A 12,896-nucleotide genomic window follows, 5' to 3' on the forward strand; every position below is an offset into this window, starting at 1 on the left:
CAGATCTACCTCTTTTGTTCTACCCCTTTCGGGTAGTTCGTTTTCGTAATTGATTTACATCATATTTTCATTTTCTTTCATAATTCATTATTCGTGTAGTTAAGAAATATATAACCTTCAGGAATTCTTATGAGCAAGATGAAGCTAGTCGTAATCGGTAACGGGATGGTCGGTCATCGCTATATCGAAGATTTAGTCGAGAAGACAGATGTTGCGAACATGGACATTACGGTGTTCTGTGAAGAACCACGTGTTGCGTATGACCGTGTGCACCTTTCTTCTTACTTTTCACACCACACTGCAGACGAACTTTCTTTAGTTAAAGAAGGCTTCTACGAGAAAAACGGCATAAACATGCTGATCGGTGAACGTGCAATCAACGTTAACCGTGAGAAAAAAACGGTTTACTCAAGCACTGGCCGTGAAATCCAATACGACAAACTTGTTCTTGCTACTGGTTCTTTCCCTTTCGTTCCGCCAATTAAAGGCAACGAAGGTAAAGACTGTTTTGTTTACCGCACAATCGAAGATCTAAAAGCTATTGAAGCAACCGCTAAGAATTCTAAGTCTGGTGTTGTTGTTGGTGGCGGTTTACTAGGTCTTGAAGCGGCTGGTGCACTAAAAGCACTTGGCGTGACAACACACGTTGTTGAGTTTGCTCCTAAGCTAATGGCTGAGCAACTTGACCTAGCGGGTGGTAACCAACTTCGTCAAAAAATCGAACGTATGGGCGTAAACGTACATACAAGCAAGAACACGCTTGAGATTGCTCCTGAAGGCACTGAAGCTCGTAACGTGATGCGTTTTGCAGACGGAACAGAGCTCGAAACAGATTTCATCGTATTCTCTGCTGGTATTCGCCCACAAGACAAACTTGCTCGTCAAATGGGCTTGGGTATCGCACCTCGTGGCGGTATCGAGATTAATGATCACTGTCAAACGACGGATAAAGACATCTATGCGATTGGTGAGTGTGCGTCTTGGAACCAAACGTTCTACGGCCTTGTTGCTCCGGGTTACAAAATGGCGACCGTTGCTGTTGACCACGTTGTTGGTAACGAAAGCACATTTGAAGGTGCTGACATGTCTGCGAAGCTTAAGCTTCTGGGCGTGAAAGTAGGTTCAATCGGTGATGCAAACGGTCGTACTCCTGGTTGTAAAAGCTACGTTTACCAAAACGAAGAGCAAGAAGTTTACAAACGCTTAATCGTTTCTGAAGACAACAAGAAACTGCTTGGCGCAGTAATGGTTGGCGATACTTCTGATTACGGTGACCTTCTTCAACTTATGTTGAACGAAATTGACCTACCAGAACATCCAGATGCATTGATTCTTCCAGCACACGCTGGCGGTGAAAAACCAACGCTTGGCGCTGACTCATTACCGGAAACTGCAGTTATCTGTTCTTGTTTCGACGTAACCAAAGGCAAGATCGCTCAAGCTGTTGCTGAAGGTCACCACACCATTGGTGATATCAAAGCAGTGACTGGCGCAGGTACAGGTTGTGGTGGTTGTATTCCACTTGTGACTTCTGTGCTAAACGCTGAACTTGCTAAAGCGGGTGTGGAAGTGAAGAACGACGTTTGTGAGCACTTTGCTTACTCTCGCCAAGAGCTTTTCCACCTAATCCGCATCGAAGAAATCAAAACATTCGACGAGCTACTTGAGAAGTACGGTAAAGGCTACGGTTGTGAAGTATGTAAGCCACTTGCGGGTTCTATTCTTGCTTCTTGCTGGGGTGAACACATCCTTAAGCCTGAGTTAGTAAAACTGCACGATACCAACGACAACTTCTTAGGTAACATTCAGAAAGATGGTACTTATTCGGTTATCCCTCGCATGGCGGGTGGCGAAGTAACGCCTCAAGCTCTAAGCGTTCTTGCGGATGTTGCGGCTGAATACAACCTATATACGAAGATCACTGGTGCACAACGTATCGGTCTATTCGGTGCTCAGAAAGATGACTTACCAGCAATCTGGAAGAAGTTAATCGCAGCCGGTTACGAAACGGGTCAAGCTTACGCAAAAGCACTGCGTATGGCTAAGACATGTGTCGGTTCAACTTGGTGTCGTTACGGCGTTCAAGATTCAGTTGGCCTAGGCGTGATGATCGAGAACCGTTACAAAGGCATCCGTACTCCTCATAAGATGAAGTTTGGTGTGTCTGGCTGTACTCGTGAGTGTGCTGAAGCTCAAGGTAAAGATTTAGGTATTATCGCAACGGACGCTGGTTGGAACATGTATGTGTGTGGCAACGGTGGTATGAAGCCTCGTCACGCAGATTTATTGGCAAGCGACCTAGACCAAGAAACACTGCTGAAATACATCGATCGTTTCATGATGTTCTACATCCGTACGGCTGCGCCACTACAACGTACTTCGGTATGGATGGATAACCTAGAAGGCGGCGTTGACTACCTACGTGAAGTGATTGTTGATAATAAACTTGGCATCAACGACCAGCTTGAAGCTGACGTCGCTGGCCTAGTGGGTAACTTTGCTTGTGAGTGGACTGACACTATCAACGATGAAGCTCAACTTAAGCGCTTCTCACACTTTATCAATGCTGATGACCGTGATGAAAACGTTGTGTTTGTTAACGATGGCCGTGAACAACACCGCCCAGCAACATTTACAGAAAAACACCCAGAAGCGAAGGGCGACATCCTTCACGTTGAACTGGTTTAATTGGGAGACGACATCATGGCATTTACCAAAGTTTGTAAGATCGAAGATATTATTCCAGGTACCGGTGTTTGTGCATTGGTTGGTGGTGAGCAAGTTGCTATTTTCCGCCCAACTAAAGCCGAAGAAGTGTTCGCTATTAGTAATACTGACCCGTTTTTCCAATCAAACGTGTTATCTCGCGGTTTAACGGTTGAGCACAAAGGTGAGCTTTGGGTGGCGAGCCCACTTAAAAAACAACGCTTTAACTTAGCAACAGGTGTGTGTATGGAAGACGAGAACTTCAGCGTGAAAGCGTATAAAGCTCGAATTACCAAAGGTGCTGTTGAAATCTCAGCATAATCGAATACGTAACAAGATTTGATAGATCAAGGGTTCTAGTTATCGACATTGCCTTAGTTCGGCAACTAGAACCTTTTCCTATCCGATTTTAACTTTTAATTTTAACTTTTTAAGGACAACCTTATGTCTCCTGATTTTAAACCAGCTGAATTCGTTCAAACGATGATCGATGTGGGTGAAGCGAAAACGAAAACAAGTACTCGCGATCTTCTGATTCGAAGCACAATGGCAGGCATCATTCTTTCTCTTGCTGTTGTTGTGGCAATTACGACTATCGTGCAAACAGGCATTGGTATTGTTGGCGCTCTTGTGTTCCCAGTGGGCTTCGTTATTCTAAGTGTTATGGGCTACGACCTAGTAACGGGTGTATTTGGCCTTGCTCCTTTAGCTAAATTTGATAACCGCCCAGGTGTGACTTGGGGTCGTGTTCTACGTTGTTGGGGTATTGTTGGCCTTGGTAACCTCATCGGTTCTCTAATCGTTGCGGTACTGGTTGCTATCTCATTAACGGGTAACTTCTCTTTAGATCCAAACGCAGTAGCACAAAAGTTCATTGCGGTTTCTACAGCTCGTAGCCTAGGTTTTGAAAACATGGGTATGGACGGATGGATCACGTGTTTCGTACGCGGTATCTTCTGTAACCTAATGGTATGTCTAGGCGTGATTGGTAACATGACAGCACGTACTGTGTCTGGTCGTGTAGCAATGATGTGGTTCCCAATCTTTATCTTCTTCGCACTAGTATTCGAGCATACAGTAGTAAACATGTTCCTATTCCCACTAGGTATGATTCTAGGCGCTGATTTCGGTATCGCGACATGGTTGAACTTCAACCTTATCCCAACAATCCTAGGTAACATCGTAGGTGGTTTGTTCTTAACATGTGTTCCTTTGTTCCTAACACACGCTAGAACCGCTCCTTCTCTAGGTGCCAAGTAACTCTGAATACGGTGAAACGTAATTTAGTATGAGATTAAGAGCCCCAACAACATGTTTGGGGCTTTTTTAGTTCGAACGCCTTAAACATCATCAATGCGTTGATTTTTATTGAGTAATACCAATCACAGTAAGTAAGTGATCAGAAATAGCGCAGGAAAAAGGCTTGAGAACAAGGCGGAATTTTTCGATAAGTAGTTATTCTACAATCAAAAATTCTAACGAAGTTATCGAGCGTTTTAACCAGCTAGGATGAACAGTTATTTACTACGATTGGTATCAAATACCTGCAATAGACTGTTTTGTTATAATTACTTCTATCTTCGTTAGTATTTAGACTGAATATTTAACTCAACACCTGATAGTCTAAGGGTTAAGGATTTGGATAAGTCATCATGAATACAGTGACTTATCACATAGATTGAAGCTTGAGATAAAACAAGCAAACCTTCGGAGCACAGCATGTCAGAAGTATCGTCATCGAATGTTAAAGAAGTAACCAAAGGATTGGTTTCATTAGTAGGCGCAGGCCCTGGAGACCCAGACTTACTTACCCTAAAAGCGGCACGTGTTATTCAACAGGCTGATGTGGTCGTTTATGACCGCTTAGTATCTAAAGATATCTTGGCAATGGCTAACTCCGATGCAGAAATGCTGTATGTGGGGAAAAAGCTCGACCATCACTGTGTACCACAAGATCAGATCAACCAACTGCTCGTAACTAAAGCGCAAGAAAATAAACATGTTGTTCGCCTCAAAGGCGGTGACTCGTTTATCTTTGGTCGTGGTGGTGAAGAGTGCGAAACTCTGGCTGAAAATGGTGTGAGATTTGAAGTGGTACCCGGAATTACTGCAGCTGCAGGCGCGACCGCGTATGCGGGTATTCCGCTTACACATAGAGATCACGCACAAAGCGTTCAATTCATTACTGGTCATCTAAAGAAAGATGGTGAAGATATTGATTGGCGTTCGCTTGCTCAACACAATCACACGATCGTGTTTTACATGGGTTTAAAAGAGAGCCCGAACATTCAGAAAAATTTACTAGATAACGGTATGCGAGCAGACATGCCTGTTGCGATTATTGAAAATGGTACGCGCCAAGAACAGAAAGTGTTCCGTGGTGGTTTGAGTGACTTAGCCAACCTTGCGAGTGTCGCAAAAAGCCCAGCATTGATTGTGGTAGGTAGCGTTGCTCAGCTTCATGAAAAATTGGCTTGGTTTAACAAGCAAGCTTAATTGATTAATTTACAAGTTAATGTGTTAAGCGACCGCTTAGCTGACTAAGAATCAAATACTGCAGCGGCTACTTTGTCGCTGCATTTCTTTTTGGCGCATAGGCATCTCATCAATAATGTTGGTGATAAGGTTCCAATCAGTCTTCCCATTCCATCGATGCTTTTCTTTTCCGTCTTTACCTATCAAAACAGCAGTATGTGAGCCTTTCGGTATTCCATAGCTGTCGGTTACCGCCTCTAAGTTAAATTCTTCTTCAAGCCAAGTAGGGACTGTGTAGCCGCTTTCCGCGATGACTATGATAACCACGTCTCGTTCATCCAATTGACAGTTATTGATCAACACTTCATTGAGAAACTCTTTGACGGCAGAGTCCTCCTTCGGTGCAAAATAGATCACACTGCGGTGCGGCAAGGCCTTGGAGTGAGAGTAGGCTGGGTAAGCGTGCAACGAGTTGACTGACAGAATCATAAACATAACCGCGCTTGTTAATAGAGTTTTCAATGGGTTGGATATTGCTTTGGTTATCGCTGCGCAGCAACGTGGCAATACTGAGCCATTGGTGTTGCTGCCAACGTACGATCTGATTATTTGTCGGTACTGCATGTTCCACCTTCCTTGATAAACTCAAACAAGCTCTGAGTTAAGCTAATAACAACTACGTTAAGCTAATAGTAGCGACGTTAAGCCAATAACAGTTACGTTAGGCCAATAACATCTGCGTTAAGCCAATAATAGCTACGTTAAGCATAGCCAATGAGTTCATTTTTATTAAAGAAAGCGGCTCGCATTTTAGAGTTGAATAGAATAGGGTATACGGAAAATCTAAAGGTATGAAATTATGGAAAACATAGCAATTTTGGTCGACGTTCAGAACGTTTACTACACAACGCGCGACAAATACCGTTCTAACTTCGACTATAACCAGTTTTGGTATGTTGCCACGGAAGGGCGTAACGTTGTGGCAGCTAATGCTTACGCAATCTCAAGCCAAGATCCAAAGCAGCGTCAATTTCATCATATCCTTCGTGGTGTTGGTTTTAATGTGAAGTTAAAACCCTTTATTCAGCGTCGAGATGGCAGTGCAAAAGGCGACTGGGACGTGGGTATTGCGTTAGACGCGATAGAACTCGCAGAGACGGTTGATACGATTGTTTTGGTATCTGGAGACGGTGATTTCGAAATCCTTGTAGAGCGAATCAAAGAGCGTTTTGGCAAACCTGTTGAAGTGTATGGTGTACCGGGGTTAACTGCTCAAAATCTTATCGATTCTGCCTCAAAATTTGTACCGATTGAAAAAGATTTTCTTCTATAGAGGAAATCCTGCACTTTATAATTGAAATCAATAATAACGATAATTAGAATGCAAACTGTTCTTATTTATCGGTGTGTGCAATGTCTCGCGTTTTAGTTGTTGATGATGATATCCAGTTGTGTGAGTTACTGGGTGAAGTATTGGAAAATGAGGGGTATCACGTCGATACCGTTCATTGTGGTGAATCTGCGCTAGAGTTTATTCAATCGAACCCTGTCGATTTGGTTCTACTAGACGTAATGCTTCCAAACTTGAGCGGAATTCAAGTGGCGAGGCGTATTTGTCAGCGTTTTGCTACTCCTATTCTTATGCTGACTGCACTGAACGACGATGCCTCTATGCTGGATGGCTACCAAGCTGGAGCCGACCAGTACATCGCCAAACCTTTCAATGTTCCTGAGCTCCTAACCCGAATCAAGGTGATCTTGCGCCGCGTTGGTTTTGAACGTCAAAGGCAATCTTTGGCTTCACCTAATCAAGGCTTGTGTGAACAACTTTCTCGTTTACCGTTAACGGGTACTGAGAAAGAACTGCTTGATTACTTGGTCAAAAACGACGGTATTGTTGTATCTAAATCTGACCTTCAAATCCATGTTCTAAAGAAAGAACTCTGTCCTTTCGATCGTAATTTAGATATGCATATCAGTAATATACGTCGAAAGCTCGTTCAAGCTGGCTTGTCTAAGCAACATATCAAAACCGTTCGTGGTAAAGGCTATAGCTACCTAGAGTCGGTAGGGGTATGAGTCAGAAGCTGCTGCGTTGCCCTGATTTTATTGCCAAGCGTAAGGATGGCTTAACGTTCCAGTTGTTCAGTTACCTGACGGTGATTCTGGTAAGTATATTAATCCTTCAAGGCGTGGCTGAACGAGCGTTGATGAAGGCTTTGTTGAAGGTACCAGAATCCGTCAAAGCTGAAATGTTGGATCTTGCGTATCAAGCTAATGTTCTGATCGAAGAAGGGGATATGGATGAGTTAGCTGACTGGGGCAATGCTCAAGGTTACTATCTATTTGTGATTGATGAAAATAATCGACCAATTACCCATCGACACATGCATCCGCACTTTGAATTCAAACTCAAGTACCTGCGTACTTTAGATCATCAACTTAGTGACCGTGTGAGTAAGCCGATATTCGGCCTGCCACTCGATAACGGTAAAACACTGGTTATCCAACTCCCACACCAGTTTCACCCGGCTAAATCCTTTGCGCCATATTCTTACATGTTGAAAGCGGTAATAGCTTTGATCGTGTTGTCTTTGTTCTCAATCATCATGGCGAAAAGCCTGCAGCAGCCGCTGGATAGATTAAGAGAAGCGAGCCGAAGATTAGCGCAAGGCGACTTCACTGTCAGTGTTGTTTCTGAGTTAAATTCTACGACGCGGGAGTTCAACGAACTTGCTCATGATTTTGATCATATGACGGTTGAGATTAAGTCTTTGGCTGAAAAGCAACGCAGTTTGATTCGTGATGTGTCTCATGAACTTAGAACACCATTGGCAAGGCAAAACCTCGCATTGCACCTGTTGCGCAGCAAGGTAGATGATAAGAGTATTGGCTTGCTTGAGCGAATGGAAAGCGAAACGGAAGAGATGAACAAGCTGGTGGGGGAAATCCTTGAATTCAGCCGCCTAGAAACGTCTCGTTACGACTCAAAGTTAAGCTTGATGCATCTTGAGCATTACTGTTCGATGCTCATCGCGCAGATGCAAAACGACTTGAAGCCGAATCAAATCTTAGTGGGCGATTTAGAGACGCCGACATCAATGGTTAATGTTGATGAAAGGTTGCTCCTGCGAGTTATCGGTAATTTGGTCAGTAACGCGATCAAATATGCGGGTGAGAATGCTCATGTTGTCGTGACTACCTATGAACTGTTAACCGATAAACGTTACAGTGTCATATCTGTAGAAGATGACGGCCATGGCATTCCTGATAACAAGATTGCAGGGATTTTCGATCCGTTTACTCGTATAGAGTCAGCCCGTGATAAACAGTCTGGTGGTTACGGTCTTGGGCTAGCGATCGTGAAGGAAGCCATGGGAGTGATGAATGGGCATGTTACTGCTGAGAATAGAGACGGTGGAGGGCTTAGAGTGAACCTTATGTTCCCAATCGCCGACTAGCCTCTTGTTGTTACCTGTCGTGCTCCATCTATAACGATGACTGAAAGCGTGCTGAGAAACATTACTTAGAAATATAGCTAAGTAATATAGCTTAGAAACATAGCCCAATAAAAAACGCCACTGCATCAGCAGTGGCGTTTTTATTTATACGCTTTTCATTATCAGCTAAGGCATAGCCATTAATTACGCCTCAGCTTGAAGGTAAGAGCGACGGAAAAGCTAGATTATGCCTGTTGGCGTGTTAGCTTAACTTCTTCTTCTTTCTCACCAGCCGCAGGGTCATTGAAGCGAGCTTCGTCAAAAGAACCTTCAGACTTAGCCACAATGATAGTTACGGCACTATCACCTGTGATGTTTACTGCGGTACGAATCATATCAAGAAGGCGGTCAACACCCATGATAAGCGCGATACCTTCAAGCGGTAGACCAACTTGGTTCAATACCATTGCTAGCATAACAAGACCAACACCAGGAACACCTGCAGTACCAACAGACGCCAATGTCGCTGTTAGGATAACCATCAAGTAGTCACCCATAGTAAGGTCAATGTTGTAGGCTTGTGCGATAAACGCCGTTGCAACACCCTGCATGATAGCAGTGCCGTCCATGTTCACTGTTGCACCTAGTGGTACAGTGAAAGAAGCGACTTTGTTGTCAACGCCCATGCGGTTTTTAGCCGTTTCCATTGTTACTGGAATCGTCGCATTCGAAGAAGCCGTTGAAAATGCGAACATGATGGCATCTTCCATTTTACGTAGGAACGTAATAGGGCTTAAACCTGTGAAACCTTTTAGCATCGCACTGTAAGTAACCAAACCGTGTAGGAGTAGGGTACCTGCAAGTACTAAGAAGTATTCTGCTAGGTTCCAGATTGCGCTTAAACCAAGGCCGGAGAACAGCTTCGCCATCAAGAAGAACACACCATAAGGCGCAAGGTTCATCAGTAGCGCAACAAGCTTCATGATCACTTCGTTCAAATCAGAGAAAACCGCAGCGATACGCTCGCCAGGTTTACCCGCTGCACTGATTGCAATACCAAACAACACAGCAAATACGATAACTTGCAGCGTTTTGCCCTCAGCCATCGCCTGAATAGGGTTGGTTGGGAACATGTCGATGATTACTTGGCCCAAAGAAGGGGCATCCGCTGATTTGAAAGAGCTCGCAGCAGTAAGATCCGCACCAGCTCCAGGTTGGAACAGGTTGCCGATAGTAAGTGCTAGAGTGATAGCAACGGCTGTAGTGCCGATATAAAGTGCAAGCGTTTTGCCACCCATACGGCCAAGAGTTGATAAGTCTTTAAGAGAGCTTGTACCGCACACTAGTGAAACGAAGACTAGTGGCACAACAAGCATTTTTAAACTGGCGACAAAAATCTGTCCGCCTACTTCAAAGAGTCCGTTAACGATGTAGTTGTTAACAAATCCGCTGTCTGCAAAAAGGGATTGAATGGCAAATCCCGTTAATATGCCCACGACCATACCGAGGATAACTCGACCAGTTAGAGACATAGGTTTCTTGGTATTCATTTAGAACACTCCTTATTATTTATAACTTTGATACCTTTTCAAAGTGAGCGGGAGATTAGCAGTCGGTTGATCAAATCGAAAAACAAAAAATGAGTTTGAAATTATAGATGTGATCAAAATCACTGATAATTGTGTAAATTAAACAAATAAAAACAAAACAATTCACCATTTATTTACATTTATCGAGGGTTTTATACATCAATCAGTCGTTTCAAAGGTAGTAAATAAGACAAGACAGTATTTGTATTGATTTTGGCTGCTTAGATTGATCAGACAAATAACCTAATAGTGAAATGTTGAATTCATGTTTACAGATCTGCACGCTCAATTAACGTATTGAATTGATTTTGTTGAGCTAAAGAAAGTGTACGTTCAGTGGGCTTTACAAATCTTTACGAATGCAAAGAATGTAAATTTAATGCAAATGGTAATAATTATCACTTATATTCACTCCCGAAATGATTCAGTGGTACCGGAAACGGTTCAACCGAGCACATCGAATAAATAACAAAGTGCTCGTACAAAAGAATAAAAGCGGAGTAAAGGACATGTTTTCAAAGAGCCCATTGGCCTTAGTGATCGGCGCAGTATTAGCTTCACCAGCAGTATTGGCAGAAACAGTAAAAACAGACGAGCACATGGTTGTTGAAGGTCGTGACTACGGTTACAAGGCCGACACAAACACAACAGCAATGCGCATGGAGGCCACTCAATTAGAGACTCCGGGACAAGTTTCAGTAATCGATGAGCAAATCATCGATGAACAGCGTGCAACAACGCTAGGTGACGTTCTTAAGAATGACGCGAGTGTAAGTGCTGGTGGCACAAGCCGTAACCGTGAGCGTTTTTCTCTACGTGGTTTTTCTGTACAGAGCTCTTCGGGCTTCCTCAAAAATGGTCAACAACACTGGTCTCACTACCGCCAACCAATCGAACTTCTAGAGCGTGTTGAAGTACTTAAAGGTCCATCAGGTCTTCTTTACGGTATTTCTGCTCCAGGTGGTTTGATCAACATGGTAAGCAAGAAGCCTACTTACGATACACAAGTAAGCCTTAGCCAAGACATCGGCTCTAATGATCACACTCGCACGACTCTAGATGTAAGTGGCGCATTAAACGATGCCGAAACTTTACGCGGCCGCGCAATTCTATCTAAAGAAAGCTACGGCTCTTGGAGAACATACGGTGATGGTACTGAACCACAAACAGAGCGTTTTGTTGGTGGTGTCTTCGTTGATTACGATGTATCTGAAGACGTGACGGTTTCTGTTCACTACGACAAGACTAACGACGAAGGTAGCGTAGATTCTGGTGCACTATACACACTAGACGGCAACCGAGTGGGTAGCGACAAGCACATTTGGGATGCGCAGTGGTCACAAATTGAAAACGATGTTGAGAACGTAGGTTTTGATATTGCTGCTAACCTGACAAACACATGGTCTTTAAAAACAGGTTTCAACTACCAAGATTTCGAACGCATTGATATGGAAAGCTACCCAAGCTTTAGAAATATGAACCCTGATGGTACGGGTACAGTCACTCAAGGTGGTAACTATCGTCACGATAAATGGCGTTTCAGAACGGCTTACGTCGATCTAACTACAACCGCTGATCTTGCTGGCACAGAGCACCAATTACTATTCGGCGCTAACTGGTTAGGTTACAGCTATTATCGTGGTATGGATCGCTTCAGCAGCGGTGAATACGCACCAGATGCAACGGTACCAGCACCGTCAGTGGGGTCAACATCGCTAGGTAAGATGAGCACTTACGATACTTGGGGTTTCTATATCCAAGATCTGATTACTATCAATGACGAATGGCAAGTTCTTGCGGGTGCTCGTTTCGACCGTAAAGTAAGTGATGGCGTTGCAGAAGAAAACGTAGCACCTAAGCTTGGCGTGATTTACCACCCAGCATCAAACGGTAGCATTTACGCTTCTTACTCCGAAAGCTTTGAGCCACAAGGTGTTGTCTCTAGCGGTAGCCGTAATTACACGAACGATGGCGAACTTCTTGATGCTGCGACAGGTGTGTCTTACGAAGTTGGTACTAAGTGGGAACTGATGGACGAGCGTCTATTCGTTTCAGGTGCGGTATTCGATATTACCCAAGAAAACATCTCGATGGATGTAGAAGACACTTCATCAGGCGATTGGACGAAGACACAAGGTGGCGAACAAGTTCACCGTGGTGCTGAGTTAGCAGCGCAAGGTTTTATCTCAGAAAAATTCTCTATGTCTGGTTCTGCAATGTACTTAGACGCTGAAATCACGAACCATGAAACCTATGAAGGTAACCGTCCAGTTGACGTACCTGAGTTTGCAGCAAGCGTTTGGTCTACTTACGCAGCAACAAACGAAGTTGATGTTAACCTAGGTCTTATCTACGAAGGTTCTCGTTACGGTGATAGTGCGAACACGTTCAAGAAAGATGGCTATGCTCGTGTCGATATGGGTGCAGCATACACACTTAAGTACGACGACTCTCTAGACTTCGTTGCTCGCCTAACAGTAGAGAACGTATTTGATAAAGAATACCTAGCGGGTGGTGGTTCAACTTCTTCAAAACACCAATTTGCAGAAGACGTAGTCATTGGCGAAGGCCGCAACTACATGGCAACACTGCAGGTTAAATACTAATTTGTTTGTAGGGTGTCATTGATAGCTTAAATACTAAGGGGAAGGTTTCGACTTTCCCCTTTCTTGATTCTGCTATTTAG

General features: G+C 43.8%; 10 protein-coding genes. 8 read left to right on the forward strand and 2 right to left on the reverse strand.

Annotation, left to right across the window (positions count from 1 at the left end):
- Window positions 1-129: 129 nt before the first annotated feature.
- From nirB to cobA, 4 genes are all read left to right on the forward strand, one after another.
- On the forward strand, window positions 130-2,688 hold the full coding sequence (gene nirB / locus L3V33_RS01995; protein WP_237288844.1) for a nitrite reductase large subunit NirB: 2,559 nt from the start codon (window positions 130-132) through the stop codon (window positions 2,686-2,688).
- A gap of 15 nt (window positions 2,689-2,703) precedes the next feature.
- A complete protein-coding gene (nirD, locus tag L3V33_RS02000; protein WP_004731122.1) occupies window positions 2,704-3,027 on the forward strand; it encodes a nitrite reductase small subunit NirD in 324 nt (107 codons plus the stop codon).
- 123 nt (window positions 3,028-3,150) lie between these two features.
- Window positions 3,151-3,966 carry a formate/nitrite transporter family protein gene (locus L3V33_RS02005; RefSeq protein ID WP_017109568.1) on the forward strand — a complete coding sequence of 272 codons (816 nt, stop codon included), beginning with the start codon at window positions 3,151-3,153 and terminating at the stop codon, window positions 3,964-3,966.
- 459 nt (window positions 3,967-4,425) lie between these two features.
- The gene (gene cobA, locus L3V33_RS02010; protein WP_017079292.1) at window positions 4,426-5,202 is read left to right on the forward strand and encodes a uroporphyrinogen-III C-methyltransferase; all 777 of its coding nucleotides are present in this window, start codon (window positions 4,426-4,428) and stop codon (window positions 5,200-5,202) included.
- 51 nt (window positions 5,203-5,253) lie between these two features.
- On the opposite strand, the gene L3V33_RS02015 is transcribed toward cobA, so the two are convergent.
- On the reverse strand, window positions 5,254-5,805 hold the full coding sequence (locus L3V33_RS02015; protein ID WP_065206174.1) for a DUF4174 domain-containing protein: 552 nt from the start codon (window positions 5,803-5,805) through the stop codon (window positions 5,254-5,256).
- Between the two features lie 235 nt (window positions 5,806-6,040).
- On the opposite strand from L3V33_RS02015, the gene L3V33_RS02020 reads away from it, so the two are divergent.
- From L3V33_RS02020 to L3V33_RS02030, 3 genes are all read left to right on the forward strand, one after another.
- Window positions 6,041-6,514, forward strand: coding sequence for an NYN domain-containing protein (locus tag L3V33_RS02020; RefSeq protein WP_004731130.1), 474 nt, complete (start codon window positions 6,041-6,043; stop codon window positions 6,512-6,514).
- Window positions 6,515-6,594: 80 nt separating this feature from the next.
- Window positions 6,595-7,260, forward strand: a complete 666-nt coding sequence (locus tag L3V33_RS02025; protein ID WP_054546803.1) for a response regulator transcription factor — start codon at window positions 6,595-6,597, stop codon at window positions 7,258-7,260.
- Window positions 7,257-8,642, forward strand: a complete 1,386-nt coding sequence (locus L3V33_RS02030; RefSeq protein WP_237288845.1) for a sensor histidine kinase — start codon at window positions 7,257-7,259, stop codon at window positions 8,640-8,642. Before L3V33_RS02025 ends, L3V33_RS02030 begins: the two co-directional genes overlap by 4 nt.
- A 224-nt stretch (window positions 8,643-8,866) precedes the next feature.
- Here L3V33_RS02030 and L3V33_RS02035 read toward each other — a convergent pair whose 3' ends face one another.
- On the reverse strand, window positions 8,867-10,171 hold the full coding sequence (locus L3V33_RS02035) for a dicarboxylate/amino acid:cation symporter (RefSeq protein WP_017093555.1): 1,305 nt from the start codon (window positions 10,169-10,171) through the stop codon (window positions 8,867-8,869).
- A 548-nt stretch (window positions 10,172-10,719) separates the two neighbouring features.
- On the opposite strand from L3V33_RS02035, the gene L3V33_RS02040 reads away from it, so the two are divergent.
- Window positions 10,720-12,816 carry a TonB-dependent siderophore receptor gene (locus L3V33_RS02040; protein WP_237288846.1) on the forward strand — a complete coding sequence of 699 codons (2,097 nt, stop codon included), beginning with the start codon at window positions 10,720-10,722 and terminating at the stop codon, window positions 12,814-12,816.
- The last annotated feature ends 80 nt before the right edge of the window (window positions 12,817-12,896 follow it).

It is taken from the genome of Vibrio sp. A2-1, assembly GCF_021728355.1.
Lineage (GTDB): Bacteria > Pseudomonadota > Gammaproteobacteria > Enterobacterales > Vibrionaceae > Vibrio > Vibrio splendidus_K.